This is a genomic window from Nonomuraea marmarensis (assembly GCF_043197025.1).
Taxonomy (GTDB): domain Bacteria; phylum Actinomycetota; class Actinomycetes; order Streptosporangiales; family Streptosporangiaceae; genus Nonomuraea; species Nonomuraea marmarensis.
This window is the reverse complement of the sequence record NZ_JBICRM010000033.1, coordinates 32,571-52,606: the sequence shown is the minus strand read 5'-3', so window position 1 is coordinate 52,606 and position 20,036 is coordinate 32,571. Positions and strand designations below refer to the sequence as shown.

General features: G+C 67.5%; 25 protein-coding genes and 1 tRNA gene. 14 read left to right on the top strand and 12 right to left on the bottom strand.

All coding sequences use genetic code 11. The features are described 5' to 3' along the window. Positions 1-2: 2 nt before the first annotated feature. Entirely contained in the window at positions 3-965 is a 963-nt protein-coding gene (gene rlmB / locus ACFLIM_RS38390; protein WP_393173491.1) for a 23S rRNA (guanosine(2251)-2'-O)-methyltransferase RlmB, read from the top strand. A gap of 20 nt (positions 966-985) precedes the next feature. Next, positions 986-1,058, top strand: a tRNA-Thr gene (locus ACFLIM_RS38385). Positions 1,059-1,181: 123 nt separating this feature from the next. On the opposite strand, the gene ACFLIM_RS38380 is transcribed toward ACFLIM_RS38385, so the two are convergent. The 7 genes from ACFLIM_RS38380 to ACFLIM_RS38350 all read right to left on the bottom strand — a co-directional run bounded on the left by ACFLIM_RS38380 (position 1,182) and on the right by ACFLIM_RS38350 (position 6,338). Next, positions 1,182-1,451, bottom strand: a complete 270-nt coding sequence (locus tag ACFLIM_RS38380; RefSeq protein ID WP_393173489.1) for a hypothetical protein — start codon at positions 1,449-1,451, stop codon at positions 1,182-1,184. Positions 1,452-1,830: 379 nt separating this feature from the next. Further along, complete coding sequence (locus ACFLIM_RS38375; RefSeq protein WP_393173487.1) at positions 1,831-2,757, bottom strand: hypothetical protein; 927 nt, start codon at positions 2,755-2,757, stop codon at positions 1,831-1,833. A 174-nt stretch (positions 2,758-2,931) separates the two neighbouring features. Continuing rightward, positions 2,932-3,729, bottom strand: a complete 798-nt coding sequence (locus tag ACFLIM_RS38370) for an ABC transporter permease (RefSeq protein WP_393173485.1) — start codon at positions 3,727-3,729, stop codon at positions 2,932-2,934. After that, entirely contained in the window at positions 3,722-4,477 is a 756-nt protein-coding gene (locus ACFLIM_RS38365; protein ID WP_393173483.1) for an ABC transporter permease, read from the bottom strand. The genes ACFLIM_RS38370 and ACFLIM_RS38365 overlap by 8 nt, the downstream gene beginning before the upstream one ends. Beyond that, positions 4,474-5,412 carry an ABC transporter ATP-binding protein gene (locus ACFLIM_RS38360; protein ID WP_393173481.1) on the bottom strand — a complete coding sequence of 313 codons (939 nt, stop codon included), beginning with the start codon at positions 5,410-5,412 and terminating at the stop codon, positions 4,474-4,476. Before ACFLIM_RS38360 ends, ACFLIM_RS38365 begins: the two co-directional genes overlap by 4 nt. A 56-nt stretch (positions 5,413-5,468) precedes the next feature. Further along, positions 5,469-5,669, bottom strand: a complete 201-nt coding sequence (locus ACFLIM_RS38355) for a DUF418 domain-containing protein (protein ID WP_393173617.1) — start codon at positions 5,667-5,669, stop codon at positions 5,469-5,471. Between the two features lie 213 nt (positions 5,670-5,882). Continuing rightward, on the bottom strand, positions 5,883-6,338 hold the full coding sequence (locus ACFLIM_RS38350; protein ID WP_393173479.1) for a hypothetical protein: 456 nt from the start codon (positions 6,336-6,338) through the stop codon (positions 5,883-5,885). A gap of 278 nt (positions 6,339-6,616) precedes the next feature. On the opposite strand from ACFLIM_RS38350, the gene ACFLIM_RS38345 reads away from it, so the two are divergent. Beyond that, complete coding sequence (locus ACFLIM_RS38345) at positions 6,617-6,817, top strand: hypothetical protein (protein ID WP_393173477.1); 201 nt, start codon at positions 6,617-6,619, stop codon at positions 6,815-6,817. Between the two features lie 48 nt (positions 6,818-6,865). On the opposite strand, the gene ACFLIM_RS38340 is transcribed toward ACFLIM_RS38345, so the two are convergent. Continuing rightward, positions 6,866-7,621: a class I SAM-dependent methyltransferase gene (locus tag ACFLIM_RS38340; protein ID WP_393173475.1), complete on the bottom strand. Its 756-nt coding sequence runs from the start codon at positions 7,619-7,621 to the stop codon at positions 6,866-6,868. A 72-nt stretch (positions 7,622-7,693) separates the two neighbouring features. Between ACFLIM_RS38340 and ACFLIM_RS38335 the strand changes: the two genes are divergently transcribed. Then, entirely contained in the window at positions 7,694-8,263 is a 570-nt protein-coding gene (locus ACFLIM_RS38335) for a CGNR zinc finger domain-containing protein (RefSeq protein ID WP_393173473.1), read from the top strand. Positions 8,264-8,269: 6 nt separating this feature from the next. Here ACFLIM_RS38335 and ACFLIM_RS38330 read toward each other — a convergent pair whose 3' ends face one another. Next, entirely contained in the window at positions 8,270-9,214 is a 945-nt protein-coding gene (locus ACFLIM_RS38330; RefSeq protein ID WP_393173471.1) for a D-2-hydroxyacid dehydrogenase family protein, read from the bottom strand. 133 nt (positions 9,215-9,347) lie between these two features. Here ACFLIM_RS38330 and ACFLIM_RS38325 point away from each other — a divergent pair, with 133 nt between their 5' ends. Then, positions 9,348-9,842: a CHRD domain-containing protein gene (locus tag ACFLIM_RS38325; protein WP_393173469.1), complete on the top strand. Its 495-nt coding sequence runs from the start codon at positions 9,348-9,350 to the stop codon at positions 9,840-9,842. Between the two features lie 205 nt (positions 9,843-10,047). On the opposite strand, the gene ACFLIM_RS38320 is transcribed toward ACFLIM_RS38325, so the two are convergent. Both ACFLIM_RS38320 and ACFLIM_RS38315 read right to left on the bottom strand, forming a co-directional pair. After that, positions 10,048-10,413: a ClpX C4-type zinc finger protein gene (locus tag ACFLIM_RS38320; RefSeq protein WP_393173467.1), complete on the bottom strand. Its 366-nt coding sequence runs from the start codon at positions 10,411-10,413 to the stop codon at positions 10,048-10,050. A gap of 17 nt (positions 10,414-10,430) precedes the next feature. Continuing rightward, positions 10,431-10,790 (bottom strand): hypothetical protein, encoded by a 360-nt coding sequence (locus ACFLIM_RS38315; protein WP_393173465.1) that lies wholly within the window; start codon positions 10,788-10,790, stop codon positions 10,431-10,433. Positions 10,791-11,080: 290 nt separating this feature from the next. Here ACFLIM_RS38315 and ACFLIM_RS38310 point away from each other — a divergent pair, with 290 nt between their 5' ends. The 9 genes from ACFLIM_RS38310 to ACFLIM_RS38270 all read left to right on the top strand — a co-directional run bounded on the left by ACFLIM_RS38310 (position 11,081) and on the right by ACFLIM_RS38270 (position 18,902). Next, the gene (locus ACFLIM_RS38310; RefSeq protein WP_393173463.1) at positions 11,081-12,940 is read left to right on the top strand and encodes a glycosyltransferase family 2 protein; all 1,860 of its coding nucleotides are present in this window, start codon (positions 11,081-11,083) and stop codon (positions 12,938-12,940) included. A 72-nt stretch (positions 12,941-13,012) separates the two neighbouring features. Beyond that, positions 13,013-14,020, top strand: coding sequence for an energy-coupling factor ABC transporter permease (locus tag ACFLIM_RS38305; RefSeq protein ID WP_393173461.1), 1,008 nt, complete (start codon positions 13,013-13,015; stop codon positions 14,018-14,020). A gap of 3 nt (positions 14,021-14,023) precedes the next feature. After that, positions 14,024-14,779 (top strand): cobalt ECF transporter T component CbiQ, encoded by a 756-nt coding sequence (gene cbiQ, locus ACFLIM_RS38300; protein WP_393173459.1) that lies wholly within the window; start codon positions 14,024-14,026, stop codon positions 14,777-14,779. Further along, positions 14,776-15,513, top strand: a complete 738-nt coding sequence (locus ACFLIM_RS38295) for an energy-coupling factor ABC transporter ATP-binding protein (protein WP_393173457.1) — start codon at positions 14,776-14,778, stop codon at positions 15,511-15,513. The genes cbiQ and ACFLIM_RS38295 overlap by 4 nt, the downstream gene beginning before the upstream one ends. A gap of 106 nt (positions 15,514-15,619) precedes the next feature. Continuing rightward, complete coding sequence (locus ACFLIM_RS38290) at positions 15,620-15,958, top strand: anti-sigma factor antagonist (protein ID WP_393173455.1); 339 nt, start codon at positions 15,620-15,622, stop codon at positions 15,956-15,958. 47 nt (positions 15,959-16,005) lie between these two features. Further along, the gene (locus ACFLIM_RS38285) at positions 16,006-16,779 is read left to right on the top strand and encodes an SDR family NAD(P)-dependent oxidoreductase (protein ID WP_393173453.1); all 774 of its coding nucleotides are present in this window, start codon (positions 16,006-16,008) and stop codon (positions 16,777-16,779) included. Between the two features lie 225 nt (positions 16,780-17,004). After that, complete coding sequence (locus ACFLIM_RS38280; RefSeq protein WP_393173451.1) at positions 17,005-17,769, top strand: crotonase/enoyl-CoA hydratase family protein; 765 nt, start codon at positions 17,005-17,007, stop codon at positions 17,767-17,769. A 106-nt stretch (positions 17,770-17,875) separates the two neighbouring features. Next, the gene (locus tag ACFLIM_RS38275) at positions 17,876-18,517 is read left to right on the top strand and encodes a rhomboid family intramembrane serine protease (protein WP_393173449.1); all 642 of its coding nucleotides are present in this window, start codon (positions 17,876-17,878) and stop codon (positions 18,515-18,517) included. Between the two features lie 10 nt (positions 18,518-18,527). Continuing rightward, complete coding sequence (locus ACFLIM_RS38270) at positions 18,528-18,902, top strand: BlaI/MecI/CopY family transcriptional regulator (RefSeq protein WP_393173447.1); 375 nt, start codon at positions 18,528-18,530, stop codon at positions 18,900-18,902. On the opposite strand, the gene serC is transcribed toward ACFLIM_RS38270, so the two are convergent. Next, a complete protein-coding gene (serC, locus tag ACFLIM_RS38265) occupies positions 18,881-19,990 on the bottom strand; it encodes a phosphoserine transaminase (protein ID WP_393173445.1) in 1,110 nt (369 codons plus the stop codon). The genes ACFLIM_RS38270 and serC overlap by 22 nt on opposite strands. Between the last annotated feature and the right edge of the window lie 46 nt (positions 19,991-20,036).

Here is a 20,036-nt window from a genome sequence, read left to right as displayed (position 1 = left end):
ACATGGCAGCAGGGGGTAGGGCTTCGGGCAGGCCCGCGAAGAAGAAGGGCCCGTCCAAAGGCACCGGGGGGCAGGGTCGCCGGTCGCTGGAGGGCAAGGGTTCGACCCCGCCTGCCGAAATGCGCCATTGGTACAAGGACAAGGCTCGTGCCGAACGCGTGGCTCGTGAGGAGCGTGGGGGCGGGCGGCGTACCGCGTCGGTGCGGCAGCGACGTTCCGAGGACGCTCCCGAATACATCGGCGGTCGCAATCCCGTGCTCGAGGCACTGCAGGCGGGAGTGCCTTCCAACGCGCTCTACATCGCCCAGCGTCTCGAGAACGACGACCGCGTACGTGATTCCATCAAGATCGCGGCGGAGCGCGGCATCGCCCTGCTCGAGGTCACCCGCGACAAGCTCGACCGCCTGACGGAGGGCGCCGTCCACCAGGGCATAGCCCTCCAGATCCCGGCCTATGACTACGCACACCCGTCGGAGCTGGTGGAGCTCGCGCAGGACGCCGCCGAGATCCCCCTGATCGTGGCCCTGGACTCGGTCACCGACCCCCGCAACCTCGGCGCCATCGCCCGCTCCGCCACCGCCTTCGGCGCCCACGGCCTGCTCATTCCATCCCGCCGCTCGGCCGGCGTCACGGGAGGGGCGTGGAAGACGTCCGCAGGCACCCTGGCCAACCTACGCGTGGCACGCGCGGCCAACCTGACGGCGGCGCTGCGGGAATACCGGGAGGCGGGGCTGTTCGTGATCGGCCTCGACGGCGCCGGCGAAACGGACATCGGCGACGTCGATTTGCTGACCGAACCGTTGGTGGTCGTTGTGGGCTCGGAGGGCAAGGGGCTTTCGCGGCTGGTTCGCGAGCATTGTGACGTGGTGACGCGCATCCCGATGCAGGCGGCCGCGGAGTCGCTCAATGCGGGGGTGGCGGCTGGGGTGGCGCTGTATGAAGTCGCTCGTCACAGGCGTCCCTAGCGTCTACACTGGTAGGCCGTGCCGACGTAGCTCAATCGGCAGAGCATCTGTCTTGTAAACAGAAGGTCAGGGGTTCGATTCCCCTCGTCGGCTCGTAGCTCAGAGCCCCCTCGCGGAGATCACGAGGGGGCTCTTGCTAACCGAGGTGCTAACACGTTCTCCCGGCTCATTGCTGTATTCGGTGAAGCTTCGCCCACACCTTGGCGCCAGTGACCCTCACGCGGCATATCCACACGGGAGAGACGCGCTTTCGGCCACGCTCGGATCGAGATCGACGATACGTGCCACGTGGCAGATTGCCGAAGCATCCGGATCGCTGGCGTCGGTGACGTCATCGCCAATTAGCCAGTCGTTCTCATCGTCGTGAATCACGATGAGCGCGGGCAACTCGCCGGAGATCACCGTTCTCTGTACGACGGCCCCGAGGCCGGGCGGGAACTTGCCATCGGGAAACGGGGAGGGGACGTGCCGAAGGACCTCGCTCATATCGCGCAGTCTTCCAGCCGAACTGAGGACCATCACGGTCGGGTGCGAACACGCCAGGCTAGTGGCCGAGGTGGGTGGGAGTGCACAAGTAAGCCGAGGTCGCGTGGCGATTTCTGGGAGCCACATTGGGAGCCACATTGGGAGCCACCCGAACGGTCAGGGGTTCGATTCGCCTCGTCGGCTCTGCAACACGAAGCCTCTGAACAGGTGTAATGCCGTCAGGGGCTTTCTGTTTGTCAGGACGATATCGAGATCTTGCGGACATCTTTGCTGTGCGATCTTCGGAAGTCTTCACAAAATCCGAATGATCACGCGGTGGCCCCCATCAGGCTCCTTGAACTTCGGTCCGGGTGCCAGCTGGCCGGAGGCCGCGCTCACCTCATTCTTGAGGCGCCTTGGTTTTCCTTTCCGTCCACACCTCGTACGTACTGTCCCCCGGGAGCACCCAAACCTCCGCATCAGGCCGGGCAATCGTCCGTAGCAGCGTCGCCTTGCCGGTCGCCTTCGAGACCCGGTAGATGGCCACCCCCGTCTTGGTCTTCGATCGGACGATCACGCGTCCCGCCTGGTCGAAGTCGAGGTCGTCGATGTACTGCCCGCGCGGCAACCGCACGGTCACCGTGCCGCTCGCGCGGCCGGTACGCAGGTTGAGCAGGCGCAGCTTGCGGAACTTGCGCCACGTGCCGACCGGCATCGCCGCCGTGACGTAGTCATTCGCCAGCGCCGTCGGCAACAGCCGCGTCTTCGGCCGCATCCGGGCATGGAGCCCTCGGTCGAACACCGTCGGCCCGTCCCCTGCCAGCAGCAGCCGCTTGCCGTCCGGGCTGAATCCCACGAACCCCCACGAGTCCGTCCGTCCGGGAGGCGGCAACACCTTGCCCTTCCGCAGGTCCGCGAAGATCCCCACCCCCGGCGCCGAGGTCTCCGTGATCACGTAACTGCCGTCGTCCGACACCGACGGCCACTCCTCGTAGATCGCGAACGCCGTGAGGTTCCGTGACACCACCCTTTCCTTGCCGTTCAGGGTCCGCTCGACGAACAGCCTGTCGGATTTCCGGAAGTAAAAGAAATGTCGTCCATCCCCGCTGACAAGGAACGGCGCCCGCTCACCGGCGTTGACCGCATCATCCGGTGCCTTGGCGAGCGCCTCCGGCACCTCCACCACGTCTCCGTTGGTCAGCACCAGTTGCCAGGTCTGTGTTCGCTGCGCGTACGCGATCGTGGCCGGCGTGGTAGCCGCCGCAGGCTGTCCGATCAGTGTTGCGGCGGTCAGGAGGAGTGTCGCGAGAGCCGTACGAAATCCCATGCTTCATGGGATGCCAGAAGTTGTCAGAATGTTGACGGTCTCTTCTGAGTTCGAGACCGGCTGGCCGAGGGAAAACCCGAGGAGGTTGTGCCTGCAGTTCGGCGCGCCAATTGATCGGCTGAATGACAGTGCCGAAGTACATCGGATCTTGCTGACAACCACCAGGACCAGAGCTCAGTGACCGACGCTCTGGTAGTGGTCGAGTTGACGCCGCCAGATGAGGTACGCCAGCGCGACCAGGACCACCCCCACCAGCGGGCCGGCCAGCGCCCAGGGGTTGTCGAGCTTGCCCAGGACGACGCTTGCAGGCACGTAGGCCACGAAGGCGACCGGCAGCACGAAGGTGAGCAGCCACTCGGTCACACCGCCGAAGATCTTCATCGGGTAGGAGCCGAACCTGCTGAAGATGTCGTCGACGAAGACGCGCAGGGCGAACGTGTCGAGCATGCGCAGCGACAGTGAGCAGAGTGCGAGGAAGAAGGCGGCCTCGATGAGGGCGCCGCCGACGATCGCCACGAAGCAGAAGGCGATCAGCCAGGCGTTCCACTGGACCTGCGCGTTCTGGCCGGCGACGGCGAGCAGCACCGCGCCCACGAGTAGGTCGCCGAACTGGGCGATGCCCATTCTGTTGCCCATGAGCTGGACGAGGGGGTTGAGCGGGCGTAGCAGGAAGCGGTCGAACTCGCCGTTGCGTACGACCCATTGGATGTCGTTCACGCTCATCATGGGGATCATCGCCAGGGCGTGGGCGGTCAGGCGCAGGCCGTACAGGAAGGCGATCTCCGCGAGTCCCCAGCCCGCCAGCGAGGGAAACGTGTGCATCACCACCCAGATGAAGGCGAACCCGGTGCCCTGCCAGAGCGCGCCGCTGAGGATGCCGATGACGGTGTTCAGGCGGTACTGCATGGCGCCGCGGGCGGAGGCGCGCTGGAGCAGGAGGTACAGGCGCAGGGAACGGAGGACCTCAGCCACCCTGGATCTCCACCCTTCGGTGAGCCCGGGACCAGGTCAGCGCGAGCAAGCCCGACAACCCCGCGATCCAGGCGACCTCGACCAGGACGGGTCCTGAAATATCGGAGATGTGGCCGACGTAGATCGCCGCGGGCACGTAGCCCATGTACTTGAAGGGCAGGGCCTCGGCCAGTACGCCCAGGAAGCCGGGAAAGAACGCGAGCGGCACCATCGTCCCGGCGAAGAACTGGCTGACCAGCCGGTAGAACAGCGAGATCGCCCCGGTCTCCATCATCCAGAAGCCGATCAGGCTGATCAGCAACGCCAGCTGTACGGCGATCACGTACCCGAGCGCCAGCGTGATCAGGTAGCCCAGGCCGTTGACCGGCGCGGTGATCGAGCCGACCAGCAGGACCACCGGGATGACCGGGGCGAGCAGCAGCAGTCCGCCCCAGGTGTTGCCGACCTGGAAGGCGGCCATCTGCCTGAGGTAGCCGACCGGCCGGGCCAGGTCGAAGAAGACCATGCCGGTGCGGATGCGGTGGTGCATGATGTGGGAGACGGTGGTCTGGGTGGCGAAGGCCTGCAGGTTGGCCAGGGTGAGATAGGCCAGCAGGGCGTCCAGTGAGAGCCCGGCGGCCGCGGGGCGCGAGCCGTACACCGAGGTCCAGATCATGCGCAGCAGGAAGACCTGGGCGATCAGCGTCACGCAGGTCATGATGATGTTGCTGCGGTAGGCCAGGGCGAGGCGGAAGCCGATGCGGGTCATCGGGTGTAGATGCCCTTGATCACGCTCTCCAGGTCCGGTTCCTCGATCGACAGGTCGCGGATGGTGTGTTCGGCGGCGATCGAGGCGATCACCCCAGGCAGATCGTCGTGGATGTCGAAGACGTAGCGCCCCTCGGCGTCCCGCGACACCCCGCGTACCTCCTCCGGCTCGGACTCCAGCAGGACCACCAGCCGCCGGGGCTGGTCGACCAGCGCGTCGATCGCACCGTCGAACAGGACCTTGCCGTGGTCGATGAGGATGATCCGCTTGCAGAGGGCTTCGACGTCGGCAAGATCGTGCGTTGTCAGGATGACGGTGGTGCGCCCGACGCGGTTGGTCTCCACGATGAACTCGCGCACCGCCTCCTTGGCCAGCACGTCGAGCCCGACGGTCGGCTCATCGAGGTAGAGCAGCGGCGGTTCGTACAGCACGGCCGCGGCCAGGTCACCGCGCATGCGCTGGCCCAGGCTGAGCTGGCGCACCGGAGTGTCGAGAAACTCGTCGAGCCCGAGCAGGTCGCGCAGCTTCTTCAGCGACGTCTCGAAGCGCGGACCCGGAACGTCGTAGAGCGAGCCCACCAGCCGTAAGGACTCGATCAGCGGCAGGTCCCACCACAACTGGCTGCGCTGGCCGAAGACCACGCCGACGCTGCGCGCGTTGGCCGCGCGGTCGCGCCAGGGCACCAGGCCGTTGACCTCCACGGTGCCGCTCGTCGGGGTGAGGATGCCAGTGAGGATCTTGATGGTGGTGGACTTGCCGGCGCCGTTCGGCCCGAGGTAGCCGATGACCTCGCCCTCGTCGATCTCGAAGCTGACGTCGTCGACTGCGGTCTTCTCCTCGTGCTGGCGAGTGACCAGCGTGCGTAAAGCCGCGAAAGGTCCGGCGAAGGTACGTGGCCGGCGGAAAACCTTGGTTAACCCCTCCACCTGGATCATGCAGAAATCTTTTCTGTACGGTGCCGGCGCTGCAAGTAGTTTTTATGGCCGGCCGGTCAGCGGGGTCTGGGCCGGTTGGCGAGGTCGAGCAGGGGTGGGCGGCGGGCCCAGGTGGCCCAGCGCCAGAGCCATTCGAGCGGGCCATGGCGGTATCGGCGCAGCCAGAGGGTCGACCACAACCACTGGGTGGTGAGGATGGCGGCAGCGATCAGGTAAACCGTCGTCATGGACCAGGTGTGCGACTGGCCGCCGAGGATATACGCGGTCGGGCGTGGGCGTTCGGACCGTCGGCCGGGTGCGGGTGGCCAGCGCGCCGGGTACGCGGTCCTGCGGTATCCGGCACCGGCTGGGAATCTTCGGATGGCATGGGCTCATCCTGCGAGCGCGGCTTGGCGCCGGCCTCGGCCGAAAGCAGGGTCGCGACGGTACTTTCGGCCGGTAAATGCGGACGGGCCAAGGCTGCCGGTGTCTCAGTCGGTCGTCCGGCGGGCTGGGAGGCGCTGCCATTGGGCGTCGACGATTGGGCGAACGGTGCCTTTCGTGTCTTTTCTCCCTATTCGCGTGGCGACAGTTATCTTGTCTTCCGTGTCGTACACCGTTCGGATGCTGGAGATCGACAACCCTGCGGCCTCGGCCAGGGCTCGTAGCCGGTACGGCTCCGGGCGGACGAATTCGCGCGCATATGTCGCGATAAGTCGTATTTGTCGTTGAATTTCCCGCCTTTGCGTTGCGAGTTCCGCCAGCCTCGCCAGGACCGGATCTTCGGTGGGTGACGCCCCGGCCGCCATCGTCAGCTCTCCGACCAGCGCACTTCGCGCCCTCCTCACGCTGTCCGCCCGCCCCGCATAGTCCTCCTGATCCTCGTCCTCGCCCTTGATCGGCTCCGGAATGAGCACTTTCGCCAGCTCCTCTGCGATTTCCATCATGCGCTGGATCATGAAACACGAAATGCAGAAAACGCAAGGAAGTGGGAGATCGACGGTATCGGTGTAGTGCGTTGATGTGATACAGGCCAATACCCACGTGTAAGAATTCTGCACCCCGAGGCGCGGGTTTCCCTGCTTGAGTGGAAAAAGCGGCATTTACCAGGTGCCGGATCTTGTGCGATCCTCAGAACCGCAAAACGAGCGGCCCTTCTGTTGCAGTCAGAAAGGCCGCTCTTGCGGTATCTCGCCAAATATCCCAAGTTAGGAGCCCGCTAGCCATGAGGTTACTAAGACAGCGTCGCCCGTCGAAAGAGCCCCAGCCCGTCCGTGAGCCGGAGCGCATCCCGCAGCGCTGGGTGCTCATCCTGCTCGCCGCGATCCTGGGAGGGCTGACGATCGGCGGCCTGGCGAGTTCGGTCCCGGCGGGCGTCGCGACGGCTCTGGGGCTGGTCGGGCTGCTCCATAAGATCATGAAGTAGTCAGGAATGTCATGAAGAGCATCCCGGAAGAGAGCGTCGCGGCCGGGGTCAGCCCCGTACCGCGCACAGCAAGCGGTTGTTCCCGCGCTGCCAGAGCGTCCCGATCTCGGAGAAACCCGCCTCCGCGAGCGCCTTGACATGATGCGACAGAAGGTGGGATTCCGAGCCGTGATGAGAGGCCCCAGCCGTGGTGCGCTCTTCGTTGAGCGAGGCGAACGCCGGGTCGGCGGCGATCGCGTCCCACCAGGTGCGCCAGTCCTCCGGCGGGTTCGCGCCGAACGCCCGCTTCGCCTCCCGCTCGTGAACGGCGTGCTCGAGCCGCGAGAGAGCGGGCGTGGCGTCATCGGTGTCCAGGTGATCGCCGTTGAGCAACACCCCGCCGGGACGCAGCACGGTCGCCAGCTCCGCGTACACCCCCTTCAGATCAGCTCCGGAGATCCAGTGCAGCGCCGTCGTGCTGACCGCGGCGTCGGCAGGGCGGTCGAGTCCGAGCAGTCCCGTCCAGCCGCTGGTACGCAGGTCGGCCGAGACGAACGTCAGCTGCGGATAGGCCGCCCGCCCGAGCCCGAGCAGCAGCGGATCGGCGTCAACGGAGATCACCGTGGCTGAGGGGAGCCGCTCCAGCAGCCGTGCCGAGAGCGAGCCGGGACCGCACCCGAGGTCGATGACCAGCGGATCGGGCCGCCCCAGCGCCTCCACGGCGTCGATCAGGGCGGTGAACCGCTCCTCGCGATCGGGAAGGTAACCCTCCTGCTGGCGATCCCAACGCGCGATCCACTCCATTGCGGCATCGTGAGTGAGCACGAACGCCTCCTTGTGACTGTCGTTTAAACTTTGGTCAGTCACAACCTAGAACACGAAGGTGTAACCGGTCAATTGGACTACAACAGTCACACGGATACGGTGGTCAGGGTCGCGGTGGCGCTCGTCAACGCGCTGACCCCAGGTGAACGGCGGGGACGTACCTTTCCCGCGCCCGGCGAGGTCGGGAAGGCCGCGACCGAGGGCTTGCGTGCCGCCTACCCGGCCCATCGCGAGGTCTCCGAGACGGAGGGCGCCGAGTTGATCGAGGTCGCCGCCCGCCTGCGAACGGTCTTCGCCGCGGTCTCCGCCGCCGACATCGACACCGCGGCCACGCAGGTGAACACGCTGCTGGAGGAGACCAACGCCAGGCCGATGCTCGAAAGGCACGACGGCGAGCCCTGGCACCTGCACTTCCATGGCCGCGGCGGGACCATGGCCGGCGACTGGGCGGCGAGCTGCGCCACCGGCCTGGCGATCGTGCTGGGCAGCGAGTTCAGCGATCGCCTCGGAGTCTGTACGGCGCCGCACTGCGACCGCGTCTACGTGGACGTGTCACGCAACGGCACCCGCAGGTTCTGCTCCACGGCCTGCCAGAATCGTGTCAAGACGGCGGCCTTCCGCGCGAGGGGCAGGGCGGAATGAACGCGGCTACGCCAGGCGGCGGATCGGAGTTCCGGCCAGGAACGCGTCGATGTCCGCCACGGCCTCCCGGAAATACGTCCCATAGTTGAGCTCGCTCACATACCCCAGATGCGGCGTAGCCAGCACATTGGACAACGTCCGGAACTCGTGATCGGCAGGCAGCGGCTCCACCTCGAACACATCCAGCCCGGCCCCCGCGATCCGATCCGCCTTCAAGGCCGCCACCAACGCCTCCTGATCGACGATCGCGGCCCGCGAGGTGTTGACGAGGTAAGAGCTGGGCCGCATCAACGACAGCTCCCGCTCCCCGATCAACCCCCGCGTCCTGTCACTCAACACGAGATGCACAGAAACAACATCAGACCCAGCCAGCAGCGCATCCTTGGAAGGAGCCAGTCGCACGCCCACGCCCGCGGCCCGTTCCCGAGTCAGGTTCTCGCTCCACGCCACCACGTCCATCCCGAACGCCCGCCCGACCCCCGCCACCCGGGATCCGATCTTGCCAAGCCCGAGTAGCCCGAGCGTGCGGCCGTACAGGTCGGTGCCGAGGGTGCTCTGCCAAGGCCCGCCCGAGCGCAGGGTGTTCGCCTCGGGGAGCAGGTGGCGGGTCAGGCCGAGGATCAGCGCCCACGTCAGCTCCACCGGCGGCGTCGAGCCGCTGCCCGTGCCGCACACCGTGACGCCGCGCGAACGCGCGGCGTCCAGGTCGATGGCGGCGTTGCGCATCCCCGAGGTGATGAGCAGCCGGAGGTTGGGCAGCCGCGCGAGCAAGGAGGCGGTGAACGGCGTGCGCTCCCGCATGACGACCACGATCTCGTAGTCGAGCAGGGCCGCCACCAGGGAGTCCTGATCGGCGAAGCGCTCGCGGAAGCTGGTCGCCCGCACCCTGGACCAGTCGGCCAGGCCGAGCGCCACCCCCTGATAGTCGTCGAGTACGGCACAACGCAGCATGGCCCGGCATCCTACGCCGCATGGACAATGCCCTCTTACCTCAGGGCGCCTTTCCCCTTACCCCGCCGAACCGGTCAAGACGGGCAACCGTGCGAAAGGGTGTCCTGAAGTCCGATGGGAGAGGAATCATCCCATGCGTAGACGCTTGGCAGCCGCAACCCTCGCAACCGCTGCCACCCTCACCGCGATCGTCGCCCTTCCCGGCCCGGCGAACGCGACCACTGCCAGTGACGTGCACCGCGTCAAGATGAACGGCAGGCAGGAAGTCCCCGGCCCCGGCGACCCGAACGGCTTCGGCACGTTCGGCTACCAGGTGCGTGGCTGGCGGCTGTGCTACTTCATCACCGCGCACAAGATCAGGCCCGCGACCATGGCCCACATCCACAAGGGCAAGAAGGGCGTCAAGGGTCCGATCGTCGTGGCGCTGAAGGCCCCGACGAAGGGATTCGCGCGCGGCTGCATCAAGGCGGTCAAGCACCAGAACGCCAAGAACGCCATGACCACTCTCACCAGGAGTGAGCTGCGCGGCATCGTGAAGTGGCCGCATCTCTACTACGCCAACGTCCACAACAAGAAGTTCCCGGACGGTGCCATCCGGGGCCAGCTCGCCGGCAGCATGCGGTACTGAGCCCCCTGCTCCAGCTCCCCGGGGCGGCCGGGGAGCTGGAGCCTGTTCACTCGGCGGCCAGTCGCTCCGCCTCTTCGTGCAACGCCAGGATCAGGACCAGCTCAAGCTGGAGCTGGCCGAGATCGGACGTGGTGAGACCGTCTAGGACGCGCATGTTGGGCCTCCCTGACCATAGGACGCCCCATGAGTAACAAGGGTTTACCGGCTATTTCTCACTCTTGAAACGTTCCCACGCGGATTGCCGCGTCATATTGAGTGAGGCGCCGATGCGTTCCCAGCTGACGTCCCTGCCGCGCAGGTGCCCCACCCAGTCGTGCAGGTTGTCGTCGACTTGCGCCTGCACGGCGGCGATTTTGGGGAGATGGTCGAGAATTTGCTGCTCGGTCATGGCCTCCCACGTGGGGAGCCGGGGCTCGGTGGAGGCGGCGAGCCGTTCCTCTTCGAGGATTTCACTGCACAGCCCGATGCACTGGTCGCAAATGTGCACACCGGGACCGGCAATCATTTTGTTCACTTCCGTGCTCTTCTTGTGGCAGAAGGAACAGCGAACCTTGTCTTTCCAGTCAGGCATGGCCTGACATTATCTCGTCAGGCCACTCCTGACAACCCCGAACGGCGGTCCTGTTCCAGTTGCGCCTGCAGGATGGCCTGCCGCTCCTCGTTGATCTTGCGGCAGAGCGTCACGTACGCGTTCAGCACCTTGCAGTACGCGATGCGCGCCTGTTCGAGCTGGGTGCGCACGTTCAGGATGTGGTCGGCGTCTCCGCCCCGCTCGGCCTCGGCCAGCAACATGCGGGCCTCGTCCACGATCTCTTCCGCCCGCATCCTGGTACGGCGGAGCAGGGCCGAGCATTCGTACAGCTCTCCCAGTCGAGCCGAGGAGACGATGAACTCGGCGGAGTGCACGGCCGAGCCGTTGGCCGCCCGCCTGCGGAGATCCGATCCCATTTCACGCCACCTCCCGGGGCAAGGTTGCCTAACTGTAGACGCGCAACCCTCCCGAGAGGATCACCTGGAACGGCGGGGAGTAGCTCAATGCTCCCGGTGGAGAGGTTTCTATGCCCGGGAGGGAAATCCTCGTCCCTGAAGGTCATTCTGCGCGAGCTAAATGTGGTATTTGGCGGCCTGAACGTGGCTTATTAGCGAAATGCGATGAATCTCCGGTGATAGCAAAAGCCGGGGATGAACACCTCCGATAGGCCCCACGAGGACGGCTGCTCGTCACATACTGAAACTGGATGACAGCGCAGCGTGACTCTGAAGTGGTGGCGGTGGTGGCGATGTCGGAGGCTACGGGGAACGATGACGATGGGGTTGACGTCAGCGTCGTCATCCCCGCGCACAACTGCCGTACCTATCTGGACAGATGTCTGACCGCGGCGCTCGTGCAGCGGGTGAAGAAGGAGATCGTCGTCGTGGACGACGGCTCCACGGACGGCAGCGGCGAACTCCTCGACCTGTACGCCGCCTACCACCCGGCCTGCGTCAAAGTGATCCACATCGACAACAGCGGCGGCGCGGGACGGCCGCGCAACGTCGGCATCGAACACGCCACCGGCCGCTACGTGTTCTTCTGCGACGCCGACGACTACCTCGGCCCCGAGGCGCTCGAACGTATGGTCGCCATGGCCGACAGGAACGGCTCCGACATCGTCCTCGGCAAGATCGTGGGGCACGGCAGGCGGGCGCCGCTGTCGATGTTCCAGCACAGCGCCGACCGGGTGGAGCTCGGCGACAGCACCGTCTACAACAGCCTGAGCTGCTTCAAGCTGTTCAGGAGAGAGCTGCTCGAACGCCACCGCATCAGGTTCGGCGAAGGGCTGCTGGTCGGCGAGGACCTGCTGTTCACCGTGCACGCCTATTGCCACGCCGAGGCGATCTCCGTGGTGGCCGACTACGACTGCTACCACCTGGTCTCCAGGCCGGACGGCAGCAGCATCATGCAGCAGGCCGGCAGCAGGGACCCGCTCGCCTGGCTGGCCATGATCCGGGGGCCGATCCGGCTCATGACCCGGCACGTCGAGCCGGGCCCGCTGCGCGACCACCTGCTGCGCAGGCACTTCAGGCTGGACGCGTTCGCCCAGCTCGGGACCGTGTTCCTGGAGAGCGACGACGTGCGGCGCAAGGACATCGCGCGGGAGGTGGCGGCGCTGTGCGACGAGTGGTACACCCCCGGCGTGCACGAGCGGCTCAACAGCATCGACAGGCAGCGGGCGACCGCGCTGGACGACATCGAACGGCTCGTGCGCCTGGCCCGCATCGAGAACGCCACCGTGCGGCGCAGGCTGACCGGGCTGCGCTGGGAGGGTGACCACCTGGTGGTGACGGGCGCCGCCCGGCTCGACGGCATCACCAGGGACGACGGCGTGGCCGTGGTGCTGCGCCGGCGGCACGACCCGTCGACCGAGCTGGTCATCGCGGCCGAGCGGAAGGGCGGCGAGTTCACCGCGCGGGTGGACGTGGCCGCGCTCGACTCCGGGATCTGGGACCTGCGGGTCGCGGTCGAGATCGAGGGCGTGGTGCGGTTCGGCAGGCTCGGCGCGGACCGCGACAGCGGGGTCACCCGGCCGCCGCCCAGGCTGATCGGCGGCGTCGTGAGCCTGCCGTACTTCACCAGGGACAACGGCAATCTGAGCATCGACGTCGGCGGGCACGTGGTCGCGGTGCCCGGCTCGGTCAGGCTGATCAGGACCAGGTGGGCGCTGGGGCACCGGCTGCTCGTCGACGGGGAGATCGAGGTCGTCGGCAGCACGCCCGCGGCCTCGGCGATCAGGCGGATCGTCTGGCGCGAGCGGCGTACCGGCCGCGAGCGGGCCGAGCGGGTGCTGGCGTTGCCCGGGGGCGGGTTCGCGGCGAGGTCGGCCGTGGCGGGCTTCCCGCCCGGCATCTGGGACGCCTATCTGGAGCTGGGGCTGGGCGGGCCGCCCGCGCGGTTCAGGATCGAGACCGACGCGAAGACGGTCGCCATGCCGCGCAAATGGTGGGGGGCCGCCCTGCTGCGGAGCGTGCGGCCGTACGCGACCTCGGGGAAGGGGCGGCTGAGCGCGGTGGTACGGCGGTTGACGGCCAGGACGATCCTGAGAAGGATCATGAGGTAATTGCCATCTATGTGCAGGTGCAAGACGATGTCCTAAAGTAAGGGCGTTTGGATACTTCTGGAGGGCATTGCCGTGCACGTACCCGATGGCTTCTTCAATGCGGCCACGTCCGTCTCAGCCGGAGTCGTCGCGGCCGCCGGGGTGGCGGTCTGCCTGCGCGGGGCGCGGCGCGAGCTCGACGACCGGACCGCGCCCATGGCCGGGCTCGTCGCGGCGTTCATCTTCGCCGTCCAGATGCTCAACTTCCCCGTCGCCGCGGGAACCAGCGGCCACCTGCTGGGCGGCGCGCTGGCCGCGATACTCGTCGGGCCGTATACGGGCGTGTTGTGCATGGCCGTGGTCCTGCTGGTGCAGGGCGTGTTCTTCGCCGATGGCGGGCTGACGGCGCTGGGCATCAACATCACGATCATGGGCATCGTCACCGTGCTGGTCGGCTGGGGGGTCTTCCGGCTGGTCACGAGGCTGGCCAGGGGTAAGGGTGGCGTCACCGCGGCGGCGTTCCTGGCCGCGCTGATCTCGGTGCCCGCCGCCGCGATGGTGTTCTCGTTGTTCTTCTGGATCGGGGGGACCGCGCCGATCGAGGTGTCCGCGGTCGCGGCCGCGATGGGCGGCGTGCACGTGCTGATCGGGATCGGCGAGGCCGTGATCACGGCGGTGACCGTCGGCTCGGTGCTGGCCGTGCGTCCCGACCTCGTGTACGGCGCCCGCGGCCTGGCCAAGCCGCTGGTACTGCGCGGCGCAGCGGGCGAGGGCACGACCGTCGGCCAGGAGGAGCCGGTGGCGGCGCCCGGCAGGCTCAGGCCGTTCCTGCTCGGCGGCATCGGCGTGACGCTGGTGCTGGCCGGGATCGTGTCGTTCTTCGCCTCCTCGTCCCCCGACGGGCTGGAGGCGGTGGCCGAGAACAAGGGCTTCCTCGACCAGAAGGTCGACCACCTGTTCGGCGGGTGGGCGCTGGCCGACTACGGTGATGTCGGCGGGATCCCCGTCGGCGTGGCCGGGATCGTCGGTGTCGGGCTCGTGCTGCTCATCGCCGGGGTGCTGGCCTACGCCGCGCGCGGTCGTAACAAGATCAAGGTGTGATACGTGGGCGCTGGGCATCATCACCAGCTCTATCTGCCGGGCGGCTCGGTCGTGCACCGGTTGCCGCCGCAGTGCAAGCTATTGGCCGTCTTCGCCTTCGCCATCGTGGTGGTGGCCACGCCGCGCGAGCGGTTCTGGGCCTTCGCGGCCTATGCCGTTCTCCTGGGCGTGGTCGCACTGGCCGCGAAGGTGCCGCTCACGTACGTCCTGCGGCGGATGGTGATCGAGGTGCCCTTCGTGTTGTTCGCGTTCCTCATCCCGGTCATCGGGCTGGGGGAGCGGACCACGGTGCTGGGGCTCTCGCTGAGCGTGCCGGGGCTCTGGGCGGCCTGGAACATCCTGGCCAAGGCCACGCTGGGGGTGATCGCCTCGATCCTGCTGGCGGCCACCACCGAGCCGCGGGTCATCCTGATCGGGGCGCAGCGGCTCAGGCTGCCGAGCCTGCTGGTGCAGATCGCCATGTTCATGCTGAGATACCTGGACGTGATCATGGATGAGATGCGGCGGATGCGGGTGGCTCGGGAGTCTCGCGGGTTCGAGGCACGGAACTTCCGGCAGGTCCCGGTGATCGCGCGGTCCGCGGGGGCGCTGTTCATCCGGTCGTACGAGCGGGGCGAGCGGGTGCATCTGGCCATGCTGAGTCGGGGATATTCCGGTCAAATGCCGATAATTCGGGATATTTCGGCATCCGTACAAGAATGGGGCGCCGCCCTCGCCCTGCCCGTGGCGGCCCTCGCAGTGTTGGGACTCTCCCTGTGACGAACTCTCTGGACGTCAGGCAGCTCGCCTACGCCTACCCCGACGGCACGCAGGCGCTGTTCGGCGTGGACCTGTCGATCGCCCGCGGCGAGCGGGTGGCCCTGCTCGGCCCGAACGGCGCCGGCAAGACCACCCTCGTCATGCACCTCAACGGCATACTCACCGCCGGGCACGGGAGTGTCACCGTGGCCGGCACCCCGGTGCGCAAGGACACGCTCAAGGAGGTCAGGCAGCGCGTCGGCCTGGTGTTCCAGGATCCCGACGACCAGTTGTTCATGCCCACGGTCAGGGACGACGTGGCGTTCGGCCCGGCCAACGCGGGGTTGCGGGGCGAGGACCTGGACCGCGTGGTCAAGAACGCGCTGGAGCGGGTCGGCATGCTGGACGCCGCGGACCGGCCGCCGCACCATCTGTCGTTCGGGCAGCGGCGCAGGGTGGCGGTGGCGACGGTGCTGGCGATGGCGCCCGAGGTCCTGGTGCTCGACGAGCCCTCGTCCAACCTGGACCCCGCCGCCCGCAGGGAGCTGGCCGAGATCCTGCGCTCCCTGGATGTGACGGTGCTCATGGTGACGCACGATCTCCCGTACGCGCTGGAATTGTGCGAGCGCTCGCTCATCCTCTCCGACGGCGTGATCGCCGCGGACGGCCCCACTCGGGAGCTGCTCGCCGACGCCCCGTTGCTGGCCACCCACCGGCTGGAGCTCCCGTACGGCTTCGCCATTCCCGCGGTGTGAGGGCTGGTTACGACTGCCCTGTCCTCAAGCATCCGACTCTTCGTAGTTTGTGCATGCCCGGTTGCCGGGGATGTCGAAGTACAGTGGCTCATCGAGGAGGGGCCAAATGAAGCTGCGGCTTGCGCGACACGCCCTGGGTGACGCCGTGGTGGTGGCCGTTGAGGGAGAGCTTGACCTGTTCACCGCACCGTTTCTGCGTGACGAGGTGCGGGACGCGATCAAGCAGGACGGCGCCAGACTCGTGCTCGACCTGCAGCAACTGTCGTTCATGGACTCCAGCGGCCTGTCGGTGCTGATCGAAGCCTGGCGGCTGGCGACGGGGGAGGGCGGCGGCGTGTGCCTGGCGGCGCCGCAGGCGCCGGTGGCGCGCATCCTCCGCACGACGGGGCTTGACCGTCGGATCAAGGTGTACTCCGACGTCGACAGCGCCGTGGGGGAGATTTAACCACCCCCGAGTAGAACTTCATTCGGTAGGCGGTTAGGGTCCGGGATATGGACGTGAACGGATCTGCAGCAATCATCTCCGGCGGCGCCAGCGGGCTCGGCGAGGCCACGGCCCGCGAGCTGGCGCGGGCCGGCGCCACGGTGGTCGTCGCCGACCTCAACGAGGAGCGCGGCAAGGCCGTGGCCGACGAGATCGGCGGGGTCTTCGCCAGGACGGACGTGTCGGACGACGAGCAGGTGCAGGCTGCCGTGGACGCCGCCGTGGCCACCGGCAAGCCGTTGCGCGTGGTGGTCAACAGCGCCGGCATCGGCTGGGCCGAGCGCACGGTCAACCGCGACGGCAACCCGCACAACGCGGCCTCCTACCGCAAGGTCATCGAGGTCAACCTGATCGGCACGTTCAACCTCATGCGCATCGGCGCGGCCGCGATCGCCAAGACCGAGCCGGCCGACGCCGACGGGCAGCGCGGCGTGGTGATCAACACCGCCTCCGTGGCCGCCCTGGAGGGGCAGACCGGGCAGCTGGCGTACTCGGCCTCGAAGGGGGGCATCGTGGGCATGACGGTGCCCGCGGCGCGCGACCTGTCCGCGATCGGCGTACGCGTGAACACGATCTGCCCCGGCATCATCGACACCCCGATCTACGGCTTCTCCGCCAACGCGGACGAGTTCAAGGCCAAGCTGGTGGCGCCGGTGGTGTTCCCCAAGCGCATGGGGCGGGCCGACGAGTTCGCGCACCTGGTGCGGTCCCTGATCGAGAACGACTACATGAACGCCGAGGTCATCCGGTTCGACGGCGGCATCCGCTTCCAGCCCAAATGACCCGCGGGGGGACGGCCCCCCGCGACCCCCCCGATCCTTGCGGGGGGACAGGCCCCCCGCACCCCCGATCACAATCTTGCGGGGGCCCGCCCCCGCACCCCCGATCACAATCTTGCGGGGGCCCGCCCCCGCACCCCCGATCACAATCATGCGGGGGCCCGCCCCCGCATACCCCCATCACAACCCCGTGGGGGACACCTGCGGATCCGACCTGAAAGGGTTGTTGTGGCTGACGAAGTGCTTGTCGAGGAGTTCGGGAACGTTGCCGTTATCACGATCAATCGCCCCAAGGCGCGTAACGCCGTCAATGGGGCGGTGGCGCGGGGGATCGCTGATGCGCTGGATGGGCTGGATGCTCGTCCTGATATTTCGGCTTATGTTCTGACCGGCGCTGGGGGGACCTTCTGCGCGGGGATGGATCTCAAGGGGTTCCTGGCCGGGGACTTCCCCGTGGTCGAGGGGCGCGGGTTCGGCGGGCTGGCCGAGTCGCCGCCGAAGAAGCCGCTGGTGGCCGCCGTGGAGGGCTACGCGCTGGCGGGCGGGTTCGAGCTGGTGTTGTCGTGCGACATCATCGTGGCGTCGTCGGAGTCCACGTTCGGGCTGCCCGAGCCCAGGCGCGGGCTGGTGGCGGGCGCGGGTGGCATCATGCGGCTGCCGCGCCGGATCCCGTACCACGTGGCCATGGAGATCGCGCTGACCGGCGACCACTTCCCGGCCTCCCGCCTGTACGAGCTCGGCCTGGTCAACCGGATCACCGAGCCGGGCCAGGCGCTGGAAGGAGCGCTCGAACTGGCTCGCAAGATCGCCGCCAACGCCCCGCTGGCACTCGCCGCGACCAAGCAGGTGATCATCGAGTCGCAGGACTGGTCGCGTGAGGAGATGTTCGGCAGGCAGAGCGCGATCATCACCCCGGTGTTCGGCTCGAAGGACGCCATGGAGGGCGCCGCGGCCTTCGCCGAGAAGCGCGCGCCCCGATGGAAGGGCGAGTGACCGGTCCCTCCCGCTTCCCCCTGGAAACGGGAGGGGCTTCTTTAGCGCGCGCATAGCTCTGCCTGCGTACGGTAAAAAGGAGGTGACGGACGTACCGGGAGAGCGCATGAGCGACCATTCGGGTTCCAGATTCGAGTCGGCCAAACGCGGCGCCGGAGCTCTCCTATCCGGTGCGCTGAGCTCGTTCATCATCGTGGTCGGCATGCTCGCCGTGATGTGGGCGGTCGAGGGCGTCGACTTCTTTCTCAACGGCTCGCTCGACAGGGAGTTCGGCATCATCGGCTGGGAGCCGGACGGGCTGATCGGCATCCTGTTCGCGCCGTTCCTGCATGTCGGGTTCGGTCACCTCATGGCCAACTCGCTGCCTCTGCTGATCCTCGGCTTCCTGGCCGGGCTGCGCGACCTGCGCAAGTTCCTCTGGGCCAGCGTGCTGATCATCCTCATCGGCGGCCTGGGCACCTGGCTGACCAGCCCGGAGGTCTACACGGTCGGGGCGAGCGGCCTGGTCTTCGGCTACTTCGGCTATATCCTGGCGCGCGGCCTGTTCGACCGCCGCCTCCTCGACATCGCCATCGCCGTGGTCGTGGGCTTCGTCTACTGGGGGATCCTGGCGGGCCTGCTGCCCAACCAGGACGGCATCTCGTGGCAGGGGCACCTGTTCGGGCTCATCGGCGGCGTCGTGGCCGGCTGGGTGTTGCGCCGCAAGCGCGAGCTGCCCGCCGCCCGTACCACCCCCGGCCTGTACTGAAGGTGAAGAGTTGGCGAACCTGGGAGCCCTGGAACACGCGATCATGGACGTGTTGTGGGATGCCGGGAAACCGATGCGCGTCAGGGAGCTCCTGGGCAAGCTCAACGAGGACCGCGAGCTCGCCTACACCACGGTGCAGACCGTGGCCGAGCGGCTCGTCAAGAAAGGGCTGCTGGTACGCACGCCGTACCGCAACGCGTTCCGCTACGCGGCGGTGAGGTCAAGGGACGAGCACGTCACCAGTCTCATGCTCGAGGCGCTGGCGGCCAGCACCGACAGGCTGCCGGTGCTGGCGAGGTTCGCGCAGAGCGTCGAGGAGGAGGACGCGCTCGCCCTGTTGAAAGAGCTGTCGCGCAGGACGGGTCAGAGGCGCTCGACCACGTAGTCGACGCAGACCGTCAGCGCCTCGACGTCGGCCGGGTCGATGGCCGGGAACATCGCGATGCGCAGCTGGTTGCGGCCCAGCTTGCGGTAGGGCTCGGTGTCGACGATGCCGTTGGCGCGCAGCACCTTGGCCACCTCGGCGGCGTCCACCTCGTCGGAGAAGTCGATCGTGCCGACCACCTGCGAGCGGAACTCGGGAGCGGCGAACGGCGTGGTATAGGCGGACTTGTCGGCCCAGGTGTAGAGGCGCTGGCTGGAGTCGGCCGTGCGGGCGGTGGTCCAGGCCAGGCCGCCCTGTGAGTTCATCCAGTCGAGCTGGTCGGCCAGCAGGAACAACGTCGCGACGGCCGGCGTGTTGTAGGTCTGGTCCTTGCCGGAGTTGTCGATAGCGACCGGCAGGCTGAAGAACTCGGGCACGTAGCGGCCGGTCGCGGCGATCTCCTCGACCCTGGCCAGGGCGCGCGGCGACATGATCGCGATCCACAGGCCGCCGTCGGAGGCGAAGCTCTTCTGCGGCGCGAAGTAGTAGACGTCGGTCTCGGTGAGGTCGACGGGCAGGCCGCCGGCGCCCGAGGTGGCGTCCACGAGGACCAGCGAGTCGTCGCCGCCCACGCGCTTGATGGGCATGGCGACGCCGGTCGAGGTCTCGTTGTGGGTGAGCGCGTAGGCGTCCACGCCGTCCTCCGCGACGGCCGCGGGGTGCGTGCCGACCTCGGACTTGATGACGCTCGGCTCGCCCAGCCACGGCGCCTTCTTGGTGACCGCGGCGAACTTCGAGGAGAACTCGCCGAACGACAGGTGCTGCGACCGGTTGCGGATGAGCCCGAAGGCGGCGATGTCCCAGAACGCGGTGGTGCCGCCGTTGCCCAGCACGACCTGGTAGCCCTCGGGCAGCGAGAACAGGTCGGCGAGCCCGGAGCGTACGCGGCCGACCAGGTTCTTGACCGGCTTCTGGCGGTGGGAGGTGCCCATGAGGCTCGCGCCGGAGGCGGCGAGCGCGGCCAGTTGCTCGGTGCGCACCTTCGAGGGCCCGCAACCGAATCGGCCGTCGGCGGGCTTGATGTCAGCGGGAATCACGATGTCAGCCACGTAATGGAGCCTACCGAGGCGTGTGCGATGGCTTGAACGCGGTCCG

Bases quoted from the DNA above. Each gene is read 5' to 3' on its own strand.
- rlmB (WP_393173491.1), top strand. From the start codon at position 3: ATGGCAGCAGGGGGTAGGGCTTCGGGCAGGCCCGCGAAGAAGAAGGGC.
- ACFLIM_RS38380 (WP_393173489.1), bottom strand. From the start codon at position 1,451: ATGAGCGAGGTCCTTCGGCACGTCCCCTCCCCGTTTCCCGATGGCAAG.
- ACFLIM_RS38375 (WP_393173487.1), bottom strand. From the start codon at position 2,757: ATGGGATTTCGTACGGCTCTCGCGACACTCCTCCTGACCGCCGCAACA.
- ACFLIM_RS38365 (WP_393173483.1), bottom strand. From the start codon at position 4,477: ATGACCCGCATCGGCTTCCGCCTCGCCCTGGCCTACCGCAGCAACATC.
- ACFLIM_RS38360 (WP_393173481.1), bottom strand. From the start codon at position 5,412: ATGATCCAGGTGGAGGGGTTAACCAAGGTTTTCCGCCGGCCACGTACC.
- ACFLIM_RS38350 (WP_393173479.1), bottom strand. From the start codon at position 6,338: ATGATGGAAATCGCAGAGGAGCTGGCGAAAGTGCTCATTCCGGAGCCG.
- ACFLIM_RS38345 (WP_393173477.1), top strand. From the start codon at position 6,617: ATGAGGTTACTAAGACAGCGTCGCCCGTCGAAAGAGCCCCAGCCCGTC.
- ACFLIM_RS38330 (WP_393173471.1), bottom strand. From the start codon at position 9,214: ATGCTGCGTTGTGCCGTACTCGACGACTATCAGGGGGTGGCGCTCGGC.
- ACFLIM_RS38325 (WP_393173469.1), top strand. From the start codon at position 9,348: ATGCGTAGACGCTTGGCAGCCGCAACCCTCGCAACCGCTGCCACCCTC.
- ACFLIM_RS38320 (WP_393173467.1), bottom strand. From the start codon at position 10,413: ATGCCTGACTGGAAAGACAAGGTTCGCTGTTCCTTCTGCCACAAGAAG.
- ACFLIM_RS38315 (WP_393173465.1), bottom strand. From the start codon at position 10,790: ATGGGATCGGATCTCCGCAGGCGGGCGGCCAACGGCTCGGCCGTGCAC.
- ACFLIM_RS38310 (WP_393173463.1), top strand. From the start codon at position 11,081: ATGACAGCGCAGCGTGACTCTGAAGTGGTGGCGGTGGTGGCGATGTCG.
- ACFLIM_RS38290 (WP_393173455.1), top strand. From the start codon at position 15,620: ATGAAGCTGCGGCTTGCGCGACACGCCCTGGGTGACGCCGTGGTGGTG.
- ACFLIM_RS38285 (WP_393173453.1), top strand. From the start codon at position 16,006: ATGGACGTGAACGGATCTGCAGCAATCATCTCCGGCGGCGCCAGCGGG.
- ACFLIM_RS38275 (WP_393173449.1), top strand. From the start codon at position 17,876: ATGAGCGACCATTCGGGTTCCAGATTCGAGTCGGCCAAACGCGGCGCC.